This window comes from Aegicerativicinus sediminis (assembly GCF_015476115.1).
Lineage (GTDB): Bacteria > Bacteroidota > Bacteroidia > Flavobacteriales > Flavobacteriaceae > Aegicerativicinus > Aegicerativicinus sediminis.
The window spans coordinates 490,001-516,619 of sequence record NZ_CP064295.1 but is presented as its reverse complement, the minus strand read 5'-3'; the positions used below and the strand labels follow the sequence as shown (position 1 = coordinate 516,619).

The window sequence follows — 26,619 nt, the reverse complement described above, 5'->3', positions numbered from 1 at the left end:
TTTTTAGGTATTAAACTAAAACTATATTATTTCACAGGATTCAGGATTAGATCGATGCGTTCTAAAGCATCTTGTAAATGAATTCTGCTTAGGTTGTCTCCTGTTCTAGACAATCCGCTTCTAATTGATCGTTGAAGTTGAACCAACTCAGCCCTTGCAATAGCGCGAATATCAGATTGACTTGTATTTACCGTGGTTCCTTTTGCATAAGCACTTCCAGTAGGAGCCTGTTGGTTACCAGCAGTCATTAAATATGCTAGCCTATCAATATAAGCTCTTTGAAGGTTTCTTCTGTAAGTATCTATAGACCTTCCTGTTCTTAATTCAGTCCAAATTCCTGAACGTAAATCCTCCATCATATCGGTTAAGGCATAAGCTTCTCTGCCGTTTAAGGTTTGATTTTCGATCATTCTTGCCATTTTACCTAAACTGAGTATATTGTTTAAGCTTCGAACCTGTAGGCTTCTAATTCTTTCAACTGAACCAGAATATTCAATTCTATTGAAAATATCCTTATCGATTAACCATTCAGGTGTTTCAAACAAATTATCTATAACAAATTGTAATGCATTTTTTTGATGATCTTTAGGAACTGGGGTATAGACAGCACCTTCCTGATCAGCTGTTTTATAATATTCGTAAACTCCACCAACATTGTTAGAAACATGACCCATGTATCGGTTAAATTGAGAAATAACATGACCGTACATTTCATCTAAATCCTCGTAATCTTTTCCTGGTTCGGTTGTCCATTTAATCAGATTAGGGACGATCCTTTTAAGGTTCTTAATACCATATTCTGACGCTAGAATCGCATCGTCTCCTAAATCTTCGGTTTGTGAACTTGGGTCTACAACCTCTCCAGCTTGTTGATGACCGAAACGATACATCGGATCTCCGGCATGTTCCATTATCCAGCTGTCTAAAATCTTGTTCTCCTGTTCAACCGTTGTAGCTTCAGGAATTGGGCGATAACCCCACTTAATGGCATATTTATCGTATACGCCAATATTTGGCATTAATGCCACACCCTCATCACCTGGCTGGGCAACATAATTGAAACGTGCATAATCCATGATGGAAGGTGCTGTTCCATACTTTTGGGTAAAGGCAGCGTCTCTAAGTTTCTCAACAGGGTAGGCTACACTACTTCCCATATTATGAGGTAATCCAAGAGTGTGCCCTACTTCATGAGAAGATACAAAGCGAATTAAGCGTCCCATTACTTCATCCTTAAACTCCGGACTTTGTGCATCTGGGTTGATCGCAGCAGTTTGAACAAAGAACCAACCACGTAAAAGAGACATTACATTATGGTACCAATTGATATCGCTTTCTAAAATTTCACCAGAACGCGGGTCAGTTACGTGTGGACCATTGGCATTAGGTATTGGAGATGCTAAATAACGTACCACAGAATAACGAACATCCTCTGGAGTCCAATCTGGGTCTTCTTCAACAGTTGGCGGATCTTTAGCAATAATTGCATTTTTAAAACCTGCAGCTTCAAATGCAACCTGCCAATCCTCAATACCTTGTTTTATATATTTTCTCCATTTTTCAGGAGTTGCACGGTCTATATAATAAACAATCTGTTTTTTAGGTTCAACCAATTCACCTCTTTTGAATTTTTCCATGTCTTCTGGCTTCACCTCAAGTCTCCATCTGTCAAGGTAGGTGAGTGAACGGCTACGCTGATCTTCCAATCCATAATCTGTAGTAGAAGAGGTAAACCAACCTACTCGCTCATCAAAATAACGACGCTTCATGGGTACTTTAGGAAGAAGAATCATAGAATTGTTCAATTCCAAAGATACCGTCCCAGTACTTGAATTAGAGGGAGGTCTGCCAGAGGCATAGGTTTTTACGTGCCTTGTTTCAATATTCAATGGATAACTTTTAATGCTTTCAATATAAGATTGATTAGATTCCATTCTCGAAACCTTTAAACCTTCTCTACTACGCTGTGGAAGGCCAAGTGGTTTGATATCATTTTCAAAAAGTGGAGTAACTTCAATTACAGTTGCAGTGCTGTCTTTACTAAATGCCTTAATAGGAAATGTATAAAGTACAGGTTCGAAGTTGGAATTTACAACTGCTTCATGGATAGGCAAAGAATCAGAAGCTGTAACATTGTGGGAAACCACTCTAAGCACAACTTTTTTGTCTCGTTTTTGCCACCTTAAAACTTGTTCATTTTGTTTACCGCCGCCAAAGCCTAAGCCACTTGCAGTTTTTGCGATTCTTGTAACCATAAGCATTTCTCTTTCAAAAAGGCTATCTGGAATCTCATAAAAAAACCTCTCATCGATTTTATGAACTTTAAAAAGTCCTTCATCTGATACTGCGTCTTTGGTAATTACTTTGGCATAGGGTTGAATGTCATCCTTGCCTGGTTTTTTCGCTTCGGTCTGAGTGCCTTCAGGTTTTTTGGCACCAGCTTTTTTAGCAGTGTTACATGAAATAGAGAACACTGCTAAGAGCGCAAATGCAAGTCTTATGGTAATGTTTTTCACAATAAAAGTTTTATTTGTAGTTAAGACGGTGAATTTAATTAATACCCTAAGGTATTAGCAAATCTGAAACTTTTTTTAAGGTATTTTTAACTTATTTAAATTGGTTCATTCACAAACAAACTCAAACCTATAATTTATGGTTGCCTAAGGGTTTTGTTGAAAGATAAGGCTTGAGTAATCCAAAATTCTAAATCCCTGTTATGGTCAAATCCATCTGGGTAAATATGAAGAAACCCTTTCATTGGTTTACCCGTGAAATCCATGATACGTGCGCCTGGTAATTTTAATAACTGATCATAATGTTCTTTACCGCACCTTATCATTAATCGATCTTCATCCGTATTCTTATCTCTACTTATTCCCAAACACATGTGTCCAAAAACCATAAAAACTAAGCCACCCATCATTTTTTTGGTTTCGTATTCAACCTCTTTTTTCAAGGAGTTTTCAATTCGTTCAGCTAAGTATTCAGAATATGCCATATGTATAATTAAGATGACTTTTATTGGTCAATTTCAGATTTTTGTAGCATTATAGCTAATACATCTTTAGGATATTTTTTGTTTGTAAGAGCATCAATTTTATTTCTAAGGAGAAACATCCTGTATTCGTTTTCTCGCTCTAAGGAAGAATTTTTAAATTTTATACTCCAATCCTTGAGTTCTTTCAATCGACTTTCCAAAGAAATGATATTAAACAAACGTTGATGTTGCTCCAAATTGAGATGGGGAACTCCGTTAGCCTTAATAAACTGACTATAATATCGAGTGAATTGCATATCCCCAAAATTATAATGAGGTTGCATTCGTTGTTGCCTAAGTTTGTAGTAAAATAAAAAGGAACCCAATTGGGTTCCTCATTTAATACTTTTATAATAATTTATGCTAGTTCAACGAGCAGGATATCATCCGTCTTGCTCACCTTCGCCAAGCCATGTTTTGTAAGTCCTTTAATGGTTTTATCCCACTTTTTATTCGACAAGCCTGAAGCCGTTTTTAATGTATCAAGTTCTATTGGGGATTGTTCTTTCAGTATGGAGAAAACTTCTTTCTCTTCATCCGTCATGGCAGGCATTTTGCGCTCTGGTTTCATTTGGGGGAAGAATAATACCTCTTGTATACTTTGGTTATTAGTTAAAAACATTACCAATCTATCCATTCCAATTCCCATTCCTGATGTTGGAGGCATCCCATATTCCAGGGCCCTTAAGAAATCGTAATCTATAAATTGAGTGGCCTCATCATCACCTTTCTCCGCCAATTTTAATTGATGTTCAAAACGTTCCCTTTGGTCAATCGGGTCGTTCAATTCTGAATATGCGTTAGCGATTTCCTTTCCACATACCATCAATTCAAAACGCTCCGTTAATTCAGGATTTGTTCTGTGTTCCTTACATAATGGACTCATTTCTTTTGGGTAATCGGTAATGAAGGTAGGCTGTATATAGTGCGGTTCACACTTTTCACCAAATATTTCGTCTATCAATTTGCCTTTACCCATGGTATCGTCAACCTCAACACCCATTTTTTCGGCCGCCTCTCGTATCTCATCTTCAGATTTCCCATTGATACCAAAACCAGTATGTTCCTTTATGGCATCTGCCATGGTAACTCTTTTATACGGAGCCTTAAAGTCAATTTCATGTTTTCCAAACGTTGCTTTTGTGGTTCCATTGACGGCTATTGCACAATGTTCCAACAATTGCTCACAGAAATCCATCATCCAATTGTAATCCTTATACGCCACATAAATTTCCATTGCGGTAAATTCTGGATTATGTGTGCGGTCCATACCTTCGTTACGGAAATTTTTAGAGAACTCATAAACCCCATCAAAGCCACCAACAATAAGTCTTTTAAGATAAAGCTCGTTGGCAATACGCATGTATAATGGTATGTCTAGGGTATTATGGTGTGTTACAAAAGGTCGTGCTGCCGCACCACCAGGGATTGGTTGCAGGACAGGTGTCTCAACTTCAAAATATCCAGCGTCATTAAAGAAGTCACGCATAGCATTAAAGAGCTTTGTACGCTTTATAAATACCTCTTTCACCTGCGGGTTTACTACCAAATCAGCATAGCGTTGGCGGTATCTCAATTCTGGATCATCAAATTTATCATGGATGTTACCCTCAGCGTCCACTTTAGGGAGTGGCAGGGGGCGTAGTGCTTTACTAAGCAATGTAAAGTCTTTTACCATAACAGTTTTTTCACCAACCTTGGTGGTGAAAAGAGTTCCATTTATACCAATGAAATCACCGATATCTAAAAGCTTTTTATATACTTCGTTATACTTGCTCTTGTCTTCTGTCGGACAAATTTCATCTCGGTTAAAATACACTTGTATTCTTCCCTCTGAATCTTGAAGCTCAGCAAAACTTGCATTACCTTGGATCCTTCTAGACATTAATCTTCCGGCAATGGTTACCGATTTACCTTCTTCATAATTGGCCTTAATGCCTTTAGAATGATCCGTTATCTTAAATAAATCTGCAGGATATGGATTGATACCCAATTCCTTTAATCGCTTTAATTTGTCTCTTCTTACAATCTCCTGTTCTGAAAGCTGCATATTGCTGTTTTTATTAGGATTGCAAAATTAAGGTTTTTTCAATTTGTAGAAAACGGCTATAAACGAGAAATGGAGGCAATTGAAATATGCCTCCATTTCATTTTAGTAAAATTTATAAGATTATTGTTCCGCAGGAAGTATTTCACCTGAAATTCTAAGGTTTAATTGTGGTTTAGAAGCATTTGAAAAAACTGTAAGTGTTTTTGTAAAATTACCTATACGCTTTGTGTCATATTTAACGGCAATTTCTCCAGTTGCGCCTGGCATTACAGGCTCTTTTGGATAATCGGCTACAGTACAACCGCAAGATGTTTTTACTTTTGAAATTACAATTGGTGCATTCCCCGTATTTTTAAAAGCGAAGGTTCTACCTCCTTCTGAATTAACCGCAATTTTGCCATAATCTATTGTTTCACTTTTAAAAGTTAATTCCCCAGCCTTGTCAGTTACATTTTCCTGTGCCTTTGAAGAAAACGAAGTCATTAATAAAAAAAGAAGTAAACTGGATTGAATAAGAAATTTAGAAGTTAAGATTGATTTTTTGGATTTCATAATTTTTGATTTTGAGTTTATAACTACACAAACATCAATTAATATTTATCTAATGTCAATAAAAAGGGGTTTGAAATAGGTACTAGTACCCCGGTTGAATTTTGTAAATCAGCATATTACATTTTTTATCCAAACAGTTGCTTGGCTTCCTCTCGGCTATTGATTTTAAGTTTGCGGTAGATGTTGTTAATGTGCGTCTTTACAGTGCTTACCGATATAAATTGCAAATCCGCAATCTCTTTATTGGTTTTTTCAAGGAGTATTAAATCAAGTATTTTCGACTCTTGAGGAGTAAGCTGACCCAATAAATTTGGGTCGTTAGAAGATTTTGATTTAGAATTACTAAAGTAATATACATTCATAATAATTGAAACCGACAACAAAATAATAATCACATAAACCCAGTTTGGCAATGATTCGTGATACTTGGAAATAAGAAATTCATCCGCTTTAAGTTCATTGTCAAACTGTTGAAGGTAGGTGGATTGCGGATAAACCTTATTCAATCTTTGTTGTAAACTTGGGTAGTAATTATTGCTCTTTAAATCTTGGAGGTAGTATTGGTAAGTTTCGTTAGATCGGTTGGTCAAATATTGGTAAGCATATAATTCAGCAAGAGGTTCTTTTAATTGCTCACCATATACCTGGAAATTTTTAAACCACTTTTTATTATTCAATTTATTGTTTGCTTCACTTTGGAAATCAGCAAATTCAAATTTCATTATCTCCTTTAACGAATCTATTTTCATTAAAGAAGCAGTAGAAGAATTGGTAGAAATAACCTCACAAAATGTTTGGTCTTCGAAAGAAACAGGAAAATTGATGGTATCATTATTATTGGCAATAAACAAAATAGCCCTATTCTCATCACAGACATCATTAAAATGTTGTGAAGTGCTAATGCTACAATTATCAACATGAATTCTATAAATGCGATTGGCATTTTCAAGTTCATTTCCGTGAAATTCAAAATACCCCAGACTGTCTACCTCTGCTGTACCAATGATTTGGTCGCGATAAATTCCATTGGCCATTCGATAATCCTCAACATAAGACAAAAAGACGGGGCCTTGCCATTTGTCCTTATCTACATGTCCCGTAAAAAGGTATTGACCAAAACAGTTGGCAAAAGCCATGATATTAAGGAGGAGAAAGAAAATAAATCTCATAGCACGAAGCTAACAAATTCTTCAAACCATTGCCAAGATTATGTAACAAGATTTGTATTATATAGACCTATAATTTGCATCAATCAAAAATCAAATAAGAATGAGTATTTTTAGAGTTATACTATCCATAATCTGTCCTCCACTTGCCGTGTTAGACAAAGGCTGTGGATCTGTTTTAATAACCTTTTTACTTTGGCTCTGTGGTTGGGTTCCTGGTGTTATTGCAGCCTTAGTAATTGTTAACAACCCTAAAAGATAATCGCACTCAACAAAAGTTGCATTATTCCTATCTTTGCAGAATGAATAAGGCAGTTGCAGTAAATGACCTTGGGCTAAAGGATTATAAAGAAACTTGGGATTTCCAAGAGAAGCTTTTTAAAAGCATTGTCGATACCAAAATTGGCAATAGAAATTCATTGGAGCCACAACCTACAAATAATCACTTCCTGTTTGTGGAACATCCGCATGTTTACACTTTAGGTAAAAGCGGTGATATCTCTAATATGCTATTAAATGAAAAACAATTAGAGGAAAAAGGAGCGACCTTTTACAAAATAAATCGCGGTGGTGATATCACCTATCATGGGCCTGGACAAATTGTGGGGTATCCAATTTTGGATTTGGAAAATTTTTTTACAGACATTCATAAATATTTAAGATTGCTAGAAGAAATGATCATTTTAACCTTGGCTGAATACGGGTTGAAGGCAGAACGGAGTAATGGTGAAACTGGGGTATGGTTAGATGTTGGCACTCCTTTTGTCCGTAAAATATGCGCCATGGGTGTCAGGGCGAGTAGATGGGTGACAATGCATGGATTTGCATTGAACGTTAATGCCAACCTTGGCTATTTTGATAATATAGTGCCTTGCGGCATTAGGGGCAAAGCAGTTACTTCCATGCATGTTGAATTAGGCCAAGATCTGGACATAGAAGAAGTGAAAGAAAAACTTTTAGGGCATTTCCAAATTTTGTTTGAGGCTGAACTGAAAATAGAACCTGCTTCAATTAAGCATTAATTCAATTCATAAAGTAGAATTGAATTCTCACCACCTTTAACCACTATTTCTAAAGCTGAATCTTTATCGATATTCTGCAGATCGGCCGATGAACTTCCATAGACAGGAAAATCTGAAATAGTTTTTCCTTGACTATCAAATAGGTACACTTTGCTGGTTTGTAAATCGGTGGTGGTAACGTAAATCTTATTATTGATATAAAAAATAATAGGTGCTGTATATCTTCCGAAAGGTAACTCAACCTCATTATCTTTTATTTTCAATATATTATCCGAAAGTGTAACTAAAGTACGATTTGTAGAGGTGACATAGTGGTCCTCCGCCAAGGATAAATTAGCGCTGCTAATTCCACCTTTTTGATCTACCTGTACTAATGCTCCTTCCTTTGTCGTAAATGCAAAATTGTCTTCATAATTAAGGACGGGATTGTTTGAAAAATTATAGCTGCTTTTAACAGGTATACGCTTTTCACCACGCCTGGTTAACAATTCTAAGGTATTGCCCTGATGGAAAACTATATAATCTTTACGGCCAATCCTGAAATGTTGTGGAGCTGTATTAATTTCATCCGCAACCTTGTAATTGAATCCCCTAACTAGCTTGCCCTTTTTGTCAAATAATGAAATAAATTTTCCTTGGGTAAGCATGAGGCGATAATTCTTGTTATTATCATAATCAAAAACAGAAAGAGGTTGGGTAACAGGATGTTGCAGATTTACTGGAAAACCGCTTACATTTCTTCCCGTTCTGTCTAAAACATAAAGGGTTTTTGGTGTGGCAAATGCCATCTGTAATCGTCCATTTTTAAATACATCGATTTGTTTAATTGTGCCCAATATCCTTCCGTCAATCTGCTTTTTCCAATAAACGGTTCCCGTACTGGAAATTAAATACAAATTGTTTTCCATATCCTGAACTGCAATATCCATACCCCCATTTCTGTGATTTTTCAAAAATTGTGGTTCAGTCAACAAAGGGGCATCCAGATTTTTCTGCCAGATTTCTTTAACCTGTGGTCGAGAGAATGACTTGGGAGCATTGCCAAAAACAGCATGAACATGTGAAAAGTTATTCTCATTTATAAATTGAATCGCAGAACTCTGGTTTTCCTTAAGGGAAAATTGGTAATCTACATCATCGATTAAAAATGTTCCCAGTTCCTTACCCTTGAAATATAAAAATAAGGAAGATTCGTCACTTAAATGTTCCATGATTTCTTGGAAATTTTCAGAATTTGCCAATGAAGTTTCATTTTGAAAATTCGAAATGTAATCCTTTAATGTTTCACCATGGTTTGAAACCAGAATAAAATCTCCAAGTTTTGTACAATAAGAAATGCTGTCTAATTGCACATATTTGTTATTCTTTAGCACGGCATTAAATTCTCTAGGTGTTTGGTAAAGGTCAATATCCCTATAATTTTCACTTGGGAAAGCTAAACCTATCGCATCCGCTGTTGCATCGATATCGAGTGAATGAAGCGCATAAGTTGTGGATTCGGATTTCTTGAGTACCGCGAACTCAACAATATTGGGTAATTCATTTGTCTGGGACGAAAATGAGTCTATTTCCATTTTTGGCTTAACCATTTGGAAATGCTCGTAGTCATTGAATGCAAAACTCTGTGCAAACGTAATATCATAAGGAGCAATTTGAGCAAATTTATTTTCTCTTGGTTTTGTATGGTTATTCAGGTTCTGTATTGAATTAGATAAGCTGTCGCTAACGGCAATACCATTCAAATAAACCGAATTTTCACTAATGGAAAGCTCCAATATTAATTCATCTGCCAATCTTAAAGGCAAAGTATCATTTTCATTTGTCTTTAAGGCATTTGAATTGAGCTTCAAATTTTTTAGTATTATAGAATTGTCGCTTGAGGTTGTGTTAATCTGATCCCTATATTTTCTATTGTTAAAAGGAAATTTAGCTATAGATTCATCCAGCCATTTCTTATCATTTGTGAATACATTATTTGATGAATTTTTATAATGGTAGATTGCCGTAGAGTCTAACTGTAATTGGTCTATGGTATGTTTAGAAGTTCTAATCGTTTCAGAGGAGAAGCTTTTTAAAGTCTCTGTTTGAAATATTAAGGAATCGGTATTGTAAACTAAAGTAAAGAATTGTCCATTAGGTTCATTTTTAGAAATGGCAAGGTACATTTTACCCCAAATGGAATCTGGTTTAATCGTATTGGATAAGGTGCGTAGCGTTGAGAATAATGTAGAATCCTTTTCGGTGCTGATCAAGGCGTTTCTCGCAATCAAGGTAGATAAAGAATCTACGTTTGAAGAGGTTAAAATAAATGTTGCATCTGTCGGTAGATAATCAATTAACTGATTATCATTATTTTCAGTTTCTTGACAACTTAAGAAAATGGTTAGGGCAAGAATAGCCAACCAAGATTTTTGCATACCGATGGGGTTTTTGCAAATATAAAAAGTTAAAGGTCTAATTTTAATTGTTCAGGCTTCAATCTGAATGATTGTCTGTGATAAGGCGTTGGGCCGAATGATATGAGGGCATCCCGGTGTTCTTTTGTAGGATATCCTTTGTTCTGTATCCAATTATAGTGTGGATATTCCTCGTGAATTTTTTCCATATATGAATCCCGCTCCGTTTTGGCAATTATAGAGGCTGCTGCAATATTCAAGTATTTTCCATCACCTTTTACTATGGTTTCATGGGGGATGTTTTTAAAGGTTTTGAAACGATTTCCATCTACACTTATAAATTCGGGTTTAACGGTAAGTTTCTCAATGGCTTGGTGCATGGCTAGAATAGATGCGTTTAAAATATTGATTTGATCGATGGTTTCTGGCCAGACGTGCGAAAATGCATACGCCAGGGCATTGAGCTCTATTTCTATTTTAAGTTGATTTCTCTGGTTTTTGTTTAACTGTTTTGAATCATTGAGAATTTCACTGCTAAAATCAGCGGGTAAGATTACCGCCGCGGCTGTAACAGGGCCGGCTAAACATCCTCTTCCGGCCTCATCGGTTCCACATTCTAAAGTGAATTTTGAAAATGTTGAAATTAGACTCAAATGTTAAAAATTTTAAGAAAGTTTTATTAATCCTTTAACAAAATAAACCAAATTATATTGACTCAATAAATTTTAAATCTAAAAGGAATGTTAAATAGTTAATCTTTTAACACTGTTTACCCCGGGTATTTTTGATTTAGTTAACATTAATGCAGATTTTTGCGTTTAGACTAATTCAAATAATTACTACATGAGATTAAAAATTACTTTTTTAATTGCGTCGCTAGTCATTTTTGCGACGAATTTTTCACTTGCCCAAAACAAAACCGTTTCAGGTGTAGTCACCAGTGAAGGTGATGGAATGCCTTTAATAGGGGTAAGTGTTGTTGTTAAAGGAACGTCTAGAGGCGTTCAAACCGACTTTGATGGAAATTATAGTATTTCTGTAAGTACAGGTGAGGTTTTGGTGTTTTCCTATGTCGGTTTAGTTACCCGGGAAATTACCATTGGCGCTAGCAATACATATAATGTTAGTATGGCCGAGGATGTTGCCTCCTTAGATGAAGTTATTGTAACCGCTTATGGTACTTCTACAAAAGAGGCCTTTACGGGGTCTGCTAGTGTAATTGGAGAAAAGGACTTGGTTATTAGGAACGTAACCTCGCCAATTGCTGCAATTGAAGGTAATGCAACAGGGGTTCAATTTACATCAGCCAATGGACAACCTGGTTCTTCGCCTAGCATTATTATTAGGGGTGTAGGTACTTTAAATGGTAGTACGGATCCACTTTTTATTGTTGATGGTATGCAATATGAAGGGGGTCTTAATACCATTAACCAAGAAGATATTAAATCTTTCACCATTTTAAAAGATGCATCGTCGACTGCTTTGTACGGATCGCGTGCAGCTAATGGGGTTGTAATAATTACTACTAAGAGCGGAACTAAAGGGCCAATTCGTGCATCTTTTTCTGTGCAAACTGGGGTTGTTGACCGAGCTATACCAACTTATGATGAGGTGACACCTGGTCAGTATTACGAAATGATGTGGGAGGCGCTTAAAAATTCCAATGCAGGTGGTGGTGACCCTGCTTTTGCTTCTGCCAATATCTATAACAATTTAGGATATAATCCATTCGATGTTCCAAACGATCAAATCGTGGGAACGGATGGACGACTTAATCCAAACGCAAACTTAATCTACAAGAGTTTAGATTGGTATGATGTAATGGAGCAAACAGGTTTAAGAAGTAATTATAACGTAAATGTTTCTGGAGGTGGTGATAAGCACCAGGTATTTTTCTCGGCTTCCTATCTAGATGAAGAAGGATATGTAGTTACCACAGGATATAACCGTTTAACAGCGCGTTTGAATGCAGAATTTGAAGTTAAGGAATGGTTAACTATGGGAGGTAGTACCAATGTTACAATTGCTGAATCCCAAGGCCCAACTTCTGCGGGAACGGGTAGTATTGTTAATCCATTTGGATTTGCCAAGAACATTGGTTCAATTTATCCAGTTTACATAAATGATCTAAATGGTAATTTGGTATTAGATGCGGCTGGTGATCCAATTTTTGATAATGGTGAAGGTTACCCAGAATACAATATTGGCTCAAGACCAATTAGCCAAGGACGCCATGCTCTGCAGGAGTTATTTCTAAACAATGAAACTACTAGAAATAATACCTATGGATTTAGATATTTTGCAGATTTCAAGATTTTAGAAGGTCTTAATTTTAGATTAAATTATGGTAGGGATATTAATGAAGGTCTAAGTAAAGAATATGAAAATAATATTATTGGTGATGCACAACCTACCGGTCGTTATAGTGAGGTGAGATCTAGAAGGGAAACTAGAAACTTCAATCAAATCTTAACTTATACCAAAAGTTTTAATGATGTTCATAACGTTGACATTACCGCAGGTCATGAAAGCTTTGACAGAAGATTTTCCTCATTTAATGGTTTGGCAATCGAACAAACAGCAGAAGGGATTTACGAATTTGACAATTTCGCCACCCCTGTAAGGCTTGAAGGTTCTACAACTAATTACACCTTAGAAGGATTTTTCTTGAGATTGAATTACAATTACAATAATAAATATTATTTAACTGGTTCTGTAAGAAGAGATGGTTCTTCTGTATTTAGTCCAGATTCAAGATGGGGTACATTTTATTCGGTTGGAGCATCCTGGAGGATAGATCAAGAGAGCTTTATGCAAAATGTGTCCTTCATTGATAGATTAAAAGTTAGAGCCTCGTATGGAGAAGTAGGAAATGATCAATTAGGAGACTTTTTCTTGTCCCAGCCTAGGTATTCCTTGATTTCAAATGCGGGTAATCCTGCAATATATTGGAGCGAAATAGGCAATGGAGCATTACAATGGGAAACTTTGGAAACTTGGGATGTGGCCTTAGAATTTGCATTGTTTAATAATTTCCTTGAAGGGTCAGTTGAATATTATAAAAAGAACAGTTCAGATCTATTATATGATTTGCCAATCCCACTCAGTAATGGTTTAAATTCTTACCCTGCTAATGTTGGTGATATGTATAACTCTGGTTGGGAGCTTGGTTTAACCGGACATTTGATTAATAAAAACGATTTCACTTGGGATCTTGCTTTACAAGCTTCCACATTTAAAAATGAAATTACATACCTCCCAGATCCATTTGTAAATGGTTCTAAAAGGTGGGATGTAGGTAGATCTAGATTTGATTATTATATCCTTCATACTGCCGGGGTTGACCCAGCAACAGGGGATCAGCTATTTTTAATGTTCGAATTAGATGATGATGGTAATAGTGTTCCTGTATTAGATGCAAATGGGGTTCAAGAAACAACTAATGATTGGGAAGATACTGAAAGAGCCTATACTGGTGATAGCTCAATACCAGATGTTCTTGGTTCAGTTTCTAACCGATTTAGTTATAAAGGCCTTACACTAGATTTTCTTATTACCTATGGTATTGGTGGAAAATTCCTAGATAATGGTTATTCTGCAATGATGCATAGCGGAAATTATGGGAATTCGTTACATCCAGATATTTTGAATGCTTGGCGTCAACCTGGAGACGTTACTTCAGTGCCAAGAATGCAAAACGGAACTGCAGATTTAGTGAGAACCCAATCGACCCGCTTTTTAACTGATGCATCTTTTTGGACTCTAAAGAATGTCAGCCTAGGTTATAACTTCCAAAGAGGATTTACTGAAAAAATAGGGGTAGATTTATTGAGGCTGTCTTTAACAGGAGAGAATCTGTTTGTAAAGAGTAAAAGAGATGGTTTAGACCCTCAATACAGTTTAGCTGGTACACCTGCAGGAAACGACTTTAATCCTTCAAGGACTATTTCAGTTGGATTAAATGTATCATTATAAAGAAGAAAATATAAAAAACATAAAAAGTATGTTAAGAAAAATAAACTTATTGTTATTCGTAGTTGGCTTTATTACGGTAACCTCGTGTTCAGACGATTTTCTGGAGACAAAACCAACTGACGCAATTTCTTCTGGGGATGCTTTGGCAACCGCGGAGAATATGGCTCTAATACTTAATGGAATACATCGTGGATTATATGCTCAATCACAGTGGGTTCTTCCAGGCGGAAATACTGCTAGAGCGAATGATCATTATTGGCTTCCAATGGGAGATAACCTAGCGGGAGGAATTATTCATTCTGCTAGTGCAAATAATTTAGGATGGAGGGATAATGCAAGATGGTTAGATCATACGCAAGAAACCTCGTTAACAAACGAATTATTTTGGTATCACCGCTATAATATCATTGCTAATGCAAACGCTATAATAAACAAGGCAACTGATGGAAGTTTGACTGAGGATGCACGACTTAAGGAAATTATCGGACAAGCTTATACGTATAGAGCATTTGGATATCTATCATTAGTTCAACATTTTGCCAAAGGATATTTAATTGGAAATCCATCCTCAGATCCTGGAGTACCTTTATTGTATGCTTCTGAAGCGCCCTTTACGAGTGAGCCAAGGTCTACTGTACAAGAGATTTATGATCAATGTATGTCTGATATTAATATGGCAATTGATTATTTTGACGGTGCTACACAAAGACCTACTGGTTCCGCAGATGGAAAGTCTCAACTTAATATAGATGTGGCTTATGGTTTGAAAGCTAGAATTGCATTAAATAGTGGACAATGGCGTATTGCTGCAGATGCAGCAAAAATGGCCCGACAAAATTATCCATTGATGAGCGAAAGCCAATGGAAATCTGGTTTTAACACTACATTACTTCCAGAAGTTATTTGGGGCAGTAATGTGATAGAAACTGAAACCACCTTTTTCCGTTCCTATTTCTATTTAATGTGTAATACATTTAATGGTAGTCAAAATAGAAACAATCCTAAAATAGCTGATAGAAGATTGGTAGATGCCATTCCTGATACTGATTATAGAAAAGATGTATTTTTAGTTGATGCGCCAAATACCAATACTTCCGCAGCTAATGGCGAAGGTGGTTGGGCAAACAATACCAACCCATTATATACTACTGAAGAAGAGTTTGAAGCAGCAGAAAAGTTTTATAGAGATTTATATGGATGGACTACAGCACATAACGAACATCCTTATATGCATGTAAAGATGTTACAAAAAAATCCAGGTACTATAGATCCAGACGATATCATTTATATGCGTTCTGCAGAAATGTATTTAATAGAAGCTGAGGCAGAAACTATGCTTGGTAATATTGCAGCAGCCCAAGCTGCCCTTCAAGAATTGGGGGGAGCCCGTGATTCTGCTTACGATGCAACAGCGTTTGGTACAGAATCTGCTTTAATGGATCAGGTCAAATTCCAGAGAGGTGTGGAACTTTGGGGCGAAGGATTTGGATATACTGATAAAATTCGTTGGGATGAGGGAATCGATCACGGTGCAGATGGTGGATCAGGAGCTTCAGAAGTACTTTATCAAGATGGTTTCCGACAAGATAGACCATCACAAAACGATAGTTGGATCTTCAAAATTCCACAGAAAGAAATAGATGCTAACCCAAATTTAGGGCCAGGCGATCAAAATTAATTTTAACATTTAATAATAAAAACCACCTCATTCGAGGTGGTTTTTTTATGCCTAATTTTTTAGATCAATCTTTTATGCAATTAATTATTTTCAATTATTCAATTCCTTTTTCTGTTGAAAAATCTTATTTCATAGACGAGTTAGTTTTAACTTTTGAATTTTTGTTAATAAGGCATTTTCAGACTGATATTTTATAAAATTCTCAATAAGGGGTGTTTAAAAAATCCTATTGTTAATATTTTAGGAATTTTTCTTCACATAAGTTTAACTCAACGAACATGTTTAGTACAGTTTTAAAGATGGTAGATTCCAAAAAAAATGTTAAAAGGTTAAAATTTTAACAATTATTCTACCAAGCATATTTGACTTTTTGAGTTTTTATCCTCATGTTTGTGCCTTGGCTAATTCAAATAATTAATTTATGAAATTTAAGATTACTTTGTTGGCATCTTTGATGATGCTAGTGATGCAGTTTTCTTTTGCACAAGAGAGAACAATCACAGGTACAGTTTCAGGAGCAAGTGACGGTATACCCTTAATTGGAGTAAACGTTCTTGTAAAAGGAACTTCAAAAGGAGCACAAACTGATTTTGATGGAAAGTATTCGATTTCCGCAAGTACAGGTGAAGTGCTAGTGTTTTCATACGTCGGTTTGAAAACAAAAGAAATAACCGTTGGATCTGGCAGTGTTATTAATGTTGCCATGGAAGAAGATTTTGCAACCCTAGAAGAGGTTGTTGTTACTGGTTATACCTCCCAAAAGAGATCAGACATTACAGGTTCAGTTGTAAAAGTTGATAGTGAACAACTTTCTCAAATTGCTGCTCCTGCAGTAGATCAAGCTTTACAAGGAAATGTGGCTGGTTTAACGGTGTCTTCAACTTCGGGTACTCCAGGTTCGGTAGCAAACATAAGAATTCGTGGTATTAGCTCTATTACAGCTGGTAACGAACCTTTATATGTTATCGACGGTGTGCCAGTAAATAATGGTAACGTAGGTGCTTTTGGGGCAAGATCCTCAATTTCATCTTTAGCCGCTTTGGATAATAACAACATCGAATCCATTACCGTATTAAAGGATGCTTCTGCAACGGCTCAGTATGGTGCTCGTGGTGCAAACGGTGTAATCGTTATTACAACCAAATCAGGTAAACAAGGTAGGACCACCTTTAATTTTAGCTCTATGTATGGTTGGCAAAATGATGCCACTGAAGGGCCGCTACCATTAACTGCAGCTCAAAGATTAGAGCTGGCTAGTGAAGCTTATTTTAATGATGGTTTCTTCGATACTACTCAAGAAGCTGAAGATTATCTTTTAACCCAAAACTCTTTATTTAGAGCATGGGATCAAGGTGGTCGAAAGGAAGCTAATTGGGGTAGAGCCGTAGAAAATAGAGATGCTCCAATCCAACAGTACAGTTTATCTGCATCTGGTGGTGGTGAAGGTAATACCTTTTTTGCCTCTTTAGGTTATATGGAGCAAGAAGGTACTGTTATCGGAACTTCTTTCGAAAGAATTTCTGGTGCTTTAAGTTTTTCAAAAGACTTGACACCAAAATTAAAATTCTCCACTCAGAACCAAGCATCATGGACGTACCAAGATGCGTTCCTTGAAACTAGTGCATATTTTGAAAGTGCTAGAACGTCTAAATATTTCATGAGTTCTCTGAGATATCCTTATAATGACGATGGTACTTACGCAGAAGTGGGTGGTGCTTTGCCAAACCCATTAATTTTGGCAGAAGAAAATATTGATGATCAGACATTCACCAGAATAGTTTCTGGTAACTCCCTTGACTGGGAAATAGGTGGTGGATTTAAGGCTGGTACTAAATTCAATGTGGATTTACAATTGTATAACACTAGAACCTATTCCAACAGAAATTATGGATACGGTGTGGCAACTTCAGGTGATGCGTCTCAATACGATAGAACCAATGTTACTTACGTATTCCAAAACTACTTAGAGTATGCTTTAGATTTAAATGAAAATCATGAGTTTGATTTCCGTATTCTTCAAGAATATCAATCTAACAGGAGTTACTTCTTAGGAGGTTATTCTGAAAACTTTGCCGATGATGGACTATTCAACTTAGATAGTGCTGGTAGTCCAATATCTAACAGCTCAAGTTACAGTGATTGGTATGTAGGTGCGTATTTGGCTCAAGCCCAATATACAGCGTTCCAAAGTAGATATGTTTTTGATGCCACTTATCGTAGAGAAGGAAATTCTAGATTCTCACAAGACAATCGTTGGGGTAATTTCTGGTCTGTAGGTGCCGCTTGGAACTTGCATAAAGAGGCCTTCTTAGAAAATTCTGACTTTGTAGATTATCTTAAGCTACGTGGAGCATACGGTGTTACAGGGAACGCCAATATCGGATTGAACAATTACCAATCGTTATTTAGCTTCAGTGTAGATTACAATGGTGAAGGTGCTCAGACTGTATCAACTTTTGGTAATGAAGATTTGTCTTGGGAAAAGTCTAATACCCTTGATGTAGGTGTTGATTTTGGATTGTTCAATAATGTACTTTCAGGTAGCGTTGCTTATTTCAAAAGAGAATCTACTGACTTATTATTGAATGTACCATTATCCCAAACTACTGGATTTGCTAGCCAAACCCAAAACATTGGTGAGTTAGAGAATATTGGTTGGGAATTCGAATTGAATGCTAACATAGTAGATTCAGAAGATGTACAGTTTAGCATCGGTGGTAATTTGGCAACAGTTGAAAACGAAGTAACCAAGTTGCCTTTAGATCCTAATGGAATTGAAAGAACAATAACTTCTACGATTGACCGAATTGAAACTGGTCATGCCGTAAGAGAATATTATATGCCAACTTGGGCAGGAGTTAATTCAGAAACTGGAGCTGAAGAATGGTATGTTAATGGGGTAGATGGTGCTACAACTACTAACTTTAATGAGGCAGAAGCTGTATGGCAAGGTGGAAATGCTATTCCTACACTTACGGCAGGTATGAATTTAAATTTCAACTTTAAAGGATTCTTCCTTAATGCTACTGGTTACTATGCTGGAGGTCACAAAATTTATGAGGGTTGGCATTTATATTTAAATCAAGCTAATGGTTACCCTGTATTTGCTTACAATGGTTACCAAACCTTGTTAGACAGATGGCAACAGCCAGGTGACCAAACTAGATATGGTAAATTTACTAGTGCAGGTCAACCTTGGCAAAGACATTCTAAATTCTTGTATGACGGTGATTTCTTTAGGTTAAGATCAGTTACCGTTGGTTATAACATCCCTTCTGAAGTAATGTCCTTAGTAGGAATGCAAAGTGCAAGAATATATGTTCGTGGAAACAACCTTGCTACTTGGGTTAAAGATGATAACTTGTTATATGACCCTGAACAAGATTTAGGAGGTCAAACTGGGTTGGAAACCCCACCAACCAGAACGTTTATGTTCGGTGTTAATTTAACCTTTTAAAAAAAATGAAAAAGATGAATAGAATAGTTAAAATATTATGGGTGTTCGCAGCTTTATTTGCTGTTAATGCTTGTACTACAGATGATTTAGATCCTACTTTAGCACAAAGTAAAAGTGTTGAAGGAAGTATTACAAGGGTAGACAACCTGTATAGCATACTTAAGGGTGCACATAGTACCATGACCGGTTCCGGATATTATGGTAGAGACATGATCATTTATAATGAAGTAAGATCAGATAACACCTTCTCTAATGGTAATTCAGGTAGGTTTACTACCCAAAGTCAGTATTTATACAATAACAATACTGGTTGGATTTGGGGAACTGCTTATGCATTTATTGCTGATTTGAATATTATAATCGGTACAAATGTTGAATCTTTGGAAGGTGATGTAGACTATGGTCGACATATCCAAGGTCAGGCTATGGCTTTAAGAGCTTTAGGTCATTTTGATTTGTTGAGAGCCTATGGTCAGCAACATGCTGGTGGAGGTAATTTAGGTGTTCCAATTGTTACTACTTTTAAAGGTGACAACTTATTTCCAGCTAGGAATACTATCGACGAAGTAAAAGCTGCTATTTATAGTGATTTAGAAGCTGCTTTTAACATGATGGATTCAAGCTATGACAATTCAAAAGTGTTCGTTTCTAAATATGTTGCAAAAGCTTTAGAAGCTAGAGTAGCTGTATATTTTGGCGAGTGGACAAGAGCGCGTGATGCTGCTAAGGTTGTTATCGATTCAGGTTTATATAGTGTAATTCCTGCCGCGAACTATGTAAGTAGTTGGGGTGGAGCAGGCGGTTCAAATGTTATTTTTGAATTGGCTAACTCGGCAACTGATAATGCTGGTATCAACGGTTTAGCTTATATCTATAGAGCTAATGATGATGGTAGTGGTTATGGAGACATCCAAGTGTTTGACGAGGTGTTAGACATCTTTGAAGACGGTGACGTTAGAGCAGATATCTTAGGTTACCAAGGTGATATGTTGAGAAATTACGGTAAATATCCAGACAACATTTCTTATACCGATAACATTCCTTTATTCAGATATGAAGAAGTTATTTTAAACTATGCTGAGGCTCTTTTTGAAACTGGTGGAGACGCAGCTACTGAATTGAATAAAATTACTTCAAATAGAGGAGCATCAGCTTACACTACAGTGACTAAGGATGACATCTTAAATGAGCGTAGAAAAGAATTGATGTTCGAAGGATTCAGATACGACGATATGCTAAGAACAGGAATGGATATGGAAGCCGCTGGAACTTTAGGTAATATTGCTCAAGTTATTCCTTACCCAAGTACTTTATTTGCTTGGCCAATACCTCTTTCTGAGATGAATGCAAATTCTAACATGGTACAAAACGCCGGGTACTAGAATTTATTTAATAATATAAAAAACCACCTCATTCGAGGTGGTTTTTTTATTAATACAAGCAAGAGTTAAAGTAAAGATTTATTTTTGCTTAAATTTTTTCTATGCACCCACTTCGAATCTCTTTTCTCTTTCTAGCCATAATGGTCACTTCAATGTCTTATGGACAGCGACCAAAGGTGCAAAAGCCAAATCCTAGGATGATAGATTCAATAAGAAGAGAGCAAGGAGTTAGGACAAACGACACCCTATCCAATAGAAGGGATAGGAACAGATCTGGTCAGGCAAAGCAAGAAAAGGCCGAGATTACTCAATACCTTATAATAAATCATTATAGAGACACGACCTTTGTTGATACCACTTTAAGCCTCAAAAAAGACTATAAATTCAATTATTTAAGGAAGGATAATTTTGAGCTTCTCCCTTTTTCCAATTTAGGCCAAACCTATAATAAACTCAGTGAGAATTTTGCTCATGAAAATACCCTCCCATTATTTGCAGCTAGAGCTAGGCATTTCAATTACATGGAACTTGAAGATACCTACTATTATCATGTTCCAACACCATTAACAGAATTATTCTATAAGACGGCTTTTCAGCAGGGTCAGCTTTTAGATGCCATGTTTACTACCAATATATCTAAGCATTTTAATTTTTCAATTGGTTATAAGGGATTAAGATCCTTGGGGGTTTATCAACACATACTCACAAGTACTGGAAACTTTAGGTTTACTGCCAACTACTATAATAAGACGAATCGTTATAGGGCCAGGGCACATTTTCTGTCTCAAGATTTGATGAATCAAGAAAATGGTGGGTTGTTAGATGAAGACCTAGAAAAATTTGAATCGGGCAATTCAGATTTTTTAGACCGTGGAACCTTCGATCCTAGGTTTCAGAATGCTGAAAGTATATTAATTGGGAAACGATTTTATCTTGAACATGAATACGACCTTTTCAGAGAGAGTGACTCTTTAAAAGATTATGCATTAACTATTGGAAACAAAATTCATTTTGAAGACAAATATTACCAATACAAGCAGGATGTTGCCTCAGGTTATTTGGGAGGCTCATTTGGCAATGTCATTCATGACAAGGTAACCCTGGAAGATTTTCGGTTTGGTGGTTTTTTGTCATTTCGTTCCAAAATTTTAGGAAATATCAATTTCAATGTAGATTATCTTAATTTGAATTATGGCTATAACTCATTAGTTAATCTGGAGGGGAATTTCATAAGAAATAGAATTAAGGAGTCTTTGATTCAAATTGGAGGAGCGTATAAAAAGGAATTTAGTTTTCTTAAGTTTAGGGGGAATTTTAGTTTAAACCTTTCGGAACCTTTAAGCGGTAATCACTTGAGACTTGAAGCTGATATCCCTCTTTTTAAAACTGAAACCTTCACGGCATTCTTCGCCAATAATTCAGCCCAACCCAATTTTAACCAATTGTTGTTTCAGAGTGATTATATCAATTATAATTGGGATAATTATGGGGATTTTGAAAATGTTACCTCCCAAACCATTGGTGGAGGCTGGAAGTCCGAAAAATACCTGAACCTTTTCGTTGATTACTCATTAATAAATAACTATACCTATTTCGGTGTTGAGGATAATATTGTCCAACCATTGCAAAATGACGGCACTGTTAGTTTTTTAAAATTTAAGGTTAATAAAGAGTTCAGGCTAGGTCATTTTGGATTGGATAATACCATTATGTACCAGAACATTTTAGATGGAACAACGGTTTTTAATGTTCCAGAATTCATTAGTCGGAATACTTTTTATTATGAAAACCATTTGTTTGATAAAGCGCTTTATTTACAAACAGGCATTACTTTTAAATACTTTACCAAGTATAATATGAATGCATACGATCCTGTCTTGGCAGAATTTTATGTTCAGAATGATCAAGAGCTTGGAGGCTTTCCTATGTTCGATTTTTTTGTAAATGCGAAAGTTAGGCAGACACGATTGTTTTTTAAATTGGAGCATTTCAATTCATCTTTTACAGGATATAATTATTATTCTGCGCCAAATTATCCCTATCGGGACTTTGTTATTCGTTTTGGTCTAGTCTGGAATTTCTTTCTTTAGAATTTTTTTAGAAGCATCTGTTTTTTGGCTTTATGGTTTCGGCCTATTGGAATCTAATATTTTTTTTGTTGTAAATACCTAGTATTCAGGTCCGGAAAAAATATTGGAAATTTTATTTTAAAAGTGTTTGGAATATTCAAACATTCAACACTATCTTTGCAGCCGCAAAAAAGGGGAGGTCCCCGATTGGGGTACCGGAGAAGTTTTTTTGCGTCGTTCATATGGGTCCTTATTGGTGTTTTTTTTGGAGCGGGATTTTTTTTTGAAAAAGGTTTTGCGGGAATGGAAAAAGGGTTTTATATTTGCACCCGCTTTTGTCCGGAAGGGCATTTGGGCGGAACGGAAAAAGTTCATTAACATATTGGGATTGACAGCGTACCGCCACTGTTTTAGGTGGCGGGAACAAAGAGAAGAACAGACCATTTTGAGCGCCCCTTAAGGGGGGCACCTGGAGGATATTCCGTCGGAAGATATTTAAGAATCTACGATGAAGAGTTTGATCCTGGCTCAGGATGAACGCTAGCGGCAGGCCTAACACATGCAAGTCGAGGGGTAGAGGGAGCTTGCTCCCTTGAGACCGGCGCACGGGTGCGTAACGCGTATGCAACCTACCTCGTACAGGGGGATAGCCCATGGAAACGTGGATTAATACCCCATGGCATATTATTGTAGCATTACTATAATATTAAAGATTCATCGGTACGAGATGGGCATGCGTCCCATTAGCTAGTTGGTATGGTAACGGCATACCAAGGCTACGATGGGTAGGGGCCCTGAGAGGGGGATCCCCCACACTGGTACTGAGACACGGACCAGACTCCTACGGGAGGCAGCAGTGAGGAATATTGGACAATGGGCGGAAGCCTGATCCAGCCATGCCGCGTGCAGGAAGACTGCCCTATGGGTTGTAAACTGCTTTTATACGGGAAGAAACACCCCCACGCGTTGGGGGCTTGACGGTACCGTAGGAATAAGCATCGGCTAACTCCGTGCCAGCAGCCGCGGTAATACGGAGGATGCAAGCGTTATCCGGAATCATTGGGTTTAAAGGGTCCGTAGGTGGATGATTAAGTCAGGGGTGAAATCCCGCGGCTCAACCGTGGAATTGCCCTTGATACTGGTTGTCTTGAGTCGTTGTGAAGTGGTTGGAATATGTAGTGTAGCGGTGAAATGCATAGATATTACATAGAACACCGATTGCGAAGGCAGATCACTAACAACGCACTGACACTGATGGACGAAAGCGTGGGGAGCGAACAGGATTAGATACCCTGGTAGTCCACGCCGTAAACGATGGATACTAGCTGTCCGGCCTTCGGGCTGGGTGGCTAAGCGAAAGTGATAAGTATCCCACCTGGGGAGTACGTTCGCAAGAATGAAACTCAAAGGAATTGACGGGGGCCCGCACAAGCGGTGGAGCATGTGGTTTAATTCGATGATACGCGAGGAACCTTACCAGGGCTTAAATGTAGAGTGACAGGTCTAGAGACAGACCCTTCTTCGGACACTTTACAAGGTGCTGCATGGTTGTCGTCAGCTCGTGCCGTGAGGTGTCAGGTTAAGTCCTATAACGAGCGCAACCCTTGTCGTTAGTTGCCAGCGAGTAATGTCGGGAACTCTAGCGAGACTGCCGGTGCAAACCGCGAGGAAGGTGGGGATGACGTCAAATCATCACGGCCCTTACGTCCTGGGCTACACACGTGCTACAATGGCCGGTACAGAGAGCAGCCACGCCGCAAGGCGGAGCGAATCTACAAAACCGGTCACAGTTCGGATCGGGGTCTGCAACTCGACCCCGTGAAGCTGGAATCGCTAGTAATCGCAGATCAGCCATGCTGCGGTGAATACGTTCCCGGGCCTTGTACACACCGCCCGTCAAGCCATGGAAGCCGGGAGTGCCTGAAGTCCGTCACCGCAAGGAGCGGCCTAGGGTAAAATCGGTAACTAGGGCTAAGTCGTAACAAGGTAGCCGTACCGGAAGGTGCGGCTGGAACACCTCCTTTCTAGAGAAGTTGCCCGGATGCGTTCCGGGCAGCCGGCGGACCTTTCGGTCCCCCCGGCGCGAGGGTGGCCCGTTCTTTTCACTGTCGATCCCTTTTTTTTATAAAATAAATGCAGTCTCATAGCTCAGCTGGTTAGAGCGCTACACTGATAATGTAGAGGTCGGCAGTTCGAGTCTGCCTGAGACTACAAGCTAAGCTTGTTTTGGCGATTTGCCGGGCATTGCTTAGGGAAGTTCATTATATACTGAAAGGAAATTTTAGAAGTTGGGTTACCCGTGTTGCCGTCGGTAGCACCAGGGTCTCCAGGGAGGCTTTTGGGGTTTTTACGGGGGATTAGCTCAGCTGGCTAGAGCGCCTGCCTTGCACGCAGGAGGTCATCGGTTCGACTCCGATATTCTCCACAGGGCCCGTTTCGGGCACGAAAGTTCATTGACATATTGGGAAAAGAGAAACACGAAAAACATAGCCGGGGCGCTTAGGCGCCCCGGCGGATACGAGCGCCGCCGGGCTTCGGTTCGGCGGTGTAGATAGAATCTTGAATAACATAAAGAGCAACAATAAGCGAAAGAAGGGCGTATGGGGGATGCCTAGGCTCTCAGAGGCGACGAAGGACGTGATAAGCTGCGATAAGCCCCGGGGAGGTGCACATGACCTGTGATCCGGGGGTTTCCGAATGGGGCAACCCGGCTGGTTGAAGGCCAGTCACACCGCAAGGTGGGCGAACCCGCTGAACTGAAACATCTAAGTAGGCGGAGGAGAAGAAAACAACAGTGATTGCGCTAGTAGTGGCGAGCGAACGCGCATTAGCCCAAACCGGGCGGTTTACGGACCGTCCGGGGTTGTAGGACCGCGACATTTGATGCGCAATGAACCGGAACCGTCTGGAAAGTCGGGCGATACAGGGTGAGAGCCCCGTACGGGCAAAGAGCGTTATCGATAGCGGTATCCTGAGTAGCGCGGGGCACGAGAAACCCTGTGTGAATCTGGCGGGACCATCCGCCAAGGCTAAATACTCCTGAGAGACCGATAGTGGACCAGTACCGTGAGGGAAAGGTGAAAAGAACCGTGAACAACGGAGTGAAAGAGAACCTGAAACCATACGCCTACAAGCGGTCGGAGCGGATTTATCCGTGACGGCGTGCCTTTTGCATAATGAGCCTACGAGTTAACGTTTCTGGCAAGGTTAAGCACTTCAGGTGCGTGAGCCGCAGCGAAAGCGAGTCTGAACAGGGCGGTATAGTCAGTGGCGTTAGACGCGAAACCGTGTGATCTACCCATGGGCAGGGTGAAGCTGTGGTAACACACAGTGGAGGCCCGAACCGGTTGACGTTGAAAAGTCTTCGGATGACCTGTGGGTAGGGGTGAAAGGCCAATCAAACTCGGAAATAGCTCGTACTCCCCGAAATGCATTTAGGTGCAGCGTGTTATTAGTTATATAGAGGTAGAGCTACTGATTGGATGCGGGGCTTCACCGCCTACCAATTCCTGACAAACTCCGAATGCTATATAATGATGTAACGCAGTGAGGGCATGGGTGCTAAGGTCCATGTCCGAGAGGGAAAGAACCCAGACCATCAGCTAAGGTCCCCAAGTGTGTGTTGAGTTGAATAAACGAGGTTGGACTGCCCAGACAGCTAGGATGTTGGCTTGGAAGCAGCCATTCATTTAAAGAGTGCGTAACAGCTCACTAGTCGAGCGGTCCGGCATGGATAATAATCGGGCATAAACACACCACCGAAGCTATGGACAGAATATTCTGTGGTAGGGGAGCATTCCGTGTGCGCCGAAGGCGTCCCGCGAGGGCCGTTGGA

At 38.5% G+C, this 26,619-nt stretch carries 15 protein-coding genes, 2 tRNA genes and 2 rRNA genes (1 of these 19 running past the window's edge); 11 read left to right on the top strand and 8 right to left on the bottom strand.

The genetic code is table 11. The features are described 5' to 3' along the window. Positions 1-26: 26 nt before the first annotated feature. The 6 genes from ISU00_RS02280 to ISU00_RS02255 form a co-directional block, all read right to left on the bottom strand. Positions 27-2,519 (bottom strand): zinc-dependent metalloprotease, encoded by a 2,493-nt coding sequence (locus ISU00_RS02280; RefSeq protein ID WP_228853707.1) that lies wholly within the window; start codon positions 2,517-2,519, stop codon positions 27-29. A gap of 131 nt (positions 2,520-2,650) precedes the next feature. Beyond that, positions 2,651-2,998: a TfoX/Sxy family protein gene (locus tag ISU00_RS02275; RefSeq protein ID WP_228852418.1), complete on the bottom strand. Its 348-nt coding sequence runs from the start codon at positions 2,996-2,998 to the stop codon at positions 2,651-2,653. Positions 2,999-3,018: 20 nt separating this feature from the next. Continuing rightward, positions 3,019-3,321 (bottom strand): hypothetical protein, encoded by a 303-nt coding sequence (locus ISU00_RS02270; RefSeq protein WP_228852417.1) that lies wholly within the window; start codon positions 3,319-3,321, stop codon positions 3,019-3,021. A 74-nt stretch (positions 3,322-3,395) separates the two neighbouring features. Then, positions 3,396-5,087, bottom strand: coding sequence for a lysine--tRNA ligase (lysS, locus tag ISU00_RS02265; protein ID WP_228852416.1), 1,692 nt, complete (start codon positions 5,085-5,087; stop codon positions 3,396-3,398). A gap of 120 nt (positions 5,088-5,207) precedes the next feature. After that, a complete protein-coding gene (locus ISU00_RS02260; RefSeq protein ID WP_228852415.1) occupies positions 5,208-5,639 on the bottom strand; it encodes a DUF1573 domain-containing protein in 432 nt (143 codons plus the stop codon). A 125-nt stretch (positions 5,640-5,764) separates the two neighbouring features. Beyond that, complete coding sequence (locus ISU00_RS02255) at positions 5,765-6,808, bottom strand: response regulator transcription factor (protein WP_228852414.1); 1,044 nt, start codon at positions 6,806-6,808, stop codon at positions 5,765-5,767. A 100-nt stretch (positions 6,809-6,908) separates the two neighbouring features. On the opposite strand from ISU00_RS02255, the gene ISU00_RS02250 reads away from it, so the two are divergent. Beyond that, on the top strand, positions 6,909-7,067 hold the full coding sequence (locus tag ISU00_RS02250; RefSeq protein ID WP_228852413.1) for a YqaE/Pmp3 family membrane protein: 159 nt from the start codon (positions 6,909-6,911) through the stop codon (positions 7,065-7,067). Between the two features lie 40 nt (positions 7,068-7,107). Further along, positions 7,108-7,827: a lipoyl(octanoyl) transferase LipB gene (gene lipB, locus ISU00_RS02245; RefSeq protein ID WP_228852412.1), complete on the top strand. Its 720-nt coding sequence runs from the start codon at positions 7,108-7,110 to the stop codon at positions 7,825-7,827. Here lipB and ISU00_RS02240 read toward each other — a convergent pair. Together ISU00_RS02240 and ISU00_RS02235 are read right to left on the bottom strand one after the other, a co-directional pair. After that, positions 7,824-10,244 (bottom strand): DUF3352 domain-containing protein, encoded by a 2,421-nt coding sequence (locus ISU00_RS02240; RefSeq protein WP_228852411.1) that lies wholly within the window; start codon positions 10,242-10,244, stop codon positions 7,824-7,826. The genes lipB and ISU00_RS02240 overlap by 4 nt on opposite strands. 29 nt (positions 10,245-10,273) lie before the next feature. Further along, complete coding sequence (locus ISU00_RS02235) at positions 10,274-10,876, bottom strand: ribonuclease HII (RefSeq protein WP_228852410.1); 603 nt, start codon at positions 10,874-10,876, stop codon at positions 10,274-10,276. 190 nt (positions 10,877-11,066) lie between these two features. On the opposite strand from ISU00_RS02235, the gene ISU00_RS02230 reads away from it, so the two are divergent. From ISU00_RS02230 to ISU00_RS02190, 9 genes are all read left to right on the top strand, one after another. After that, positions 11,067-14,198 (top strand): SusC/RagA family TonB-linked outer membrane protein, encoded by a 3,132-nt coding sequence (locus ISU00_RS02230; RefSeq protein WP_228852409.1) that lies wholly within the window; start codon positions 11,067-11,069, stop codon positions 14,196-14,198. Positions 14,199-14,226: 28 nt separating this feature from the next. Continuing rightward, positions 14,227-15,876: a RagB/SusD family nutrient uptake outer membrane protein gene (locus ISU00_RS02225; protein WP_228852408.1), complete on the top strand. Its 1,650-nt coding sequence runs from the start codon at positions 14,227-14,229 to the stop codon at positions 15,874-15,876. Between the two features lie 421 nt (positions 15,877-16,297). Then, a complete protein-coding gene (locus ISU00_RS02220; RefSeq protein WP_228852407.1) occupies positions 16,298-19,333 on the top strand; it encodes a SusC/RagA family TonB-linked outer membrane protein in 3,036 nt (1,011 codons plus the stop codon). Between the two features lie 14 nt (positions 19,334-19,347). Then, a complete protein-coding gene (locus ISU00_RS02215) occupies positions 19,348-20,715 on the top strand; it encodes a RagB/SusD family nutrient uptake outer membrane protein (protein ID WP_228852406.1) in 1,368 nt (455 codons plus the stop codon). Positions 20,716-20,816: 101 nt separating this feature from the next. After that, positions 20,817-22,805 carry a putative porin gene (locus ISU00_RS02210; RefSeq protein WP_228852405.1) on the top strand — a complete coding sequence of 663 codons (1,989 nt, stop codon included), beginning with the start codon at positions 20,817-20,819 and terminating at the stop codon, positions 22,803-22,805. A gap of 484 nt (positions 22,806-23,289) precedes the next feature. Further along, positions 23,290-24,808: ribosomal RNA gene (locus ISU00_RS02205) — 16S ribosomal RNA — on the top strand. 113 nt (positions 24,809-24,921) lie between these two features. Then, positions 24,922-24,995, top strand: a tRNA-Ile gene (locus ISU00_RS02200). Positions 24,996-25,135: 140 nt separating this feature from the next. Continuing rightward, positions 25,136-25,209 (top strand) — tRNA-Ala (locus ISU00_RS02195). A 154-nt stretch (positions 25,210-25,363) separates the two neighbouring features. Further along, a 23S ribosomal RNA gene (locus ISU00_RS02190) occupies positions 25,364-26,619 on the top strand; it runs 1,570 nt beyond the window's last position. Together the 16S and 23S rRNA genes with 2 tRNA genes alongside form the textbook arrangement of a ribosomal RNA operon.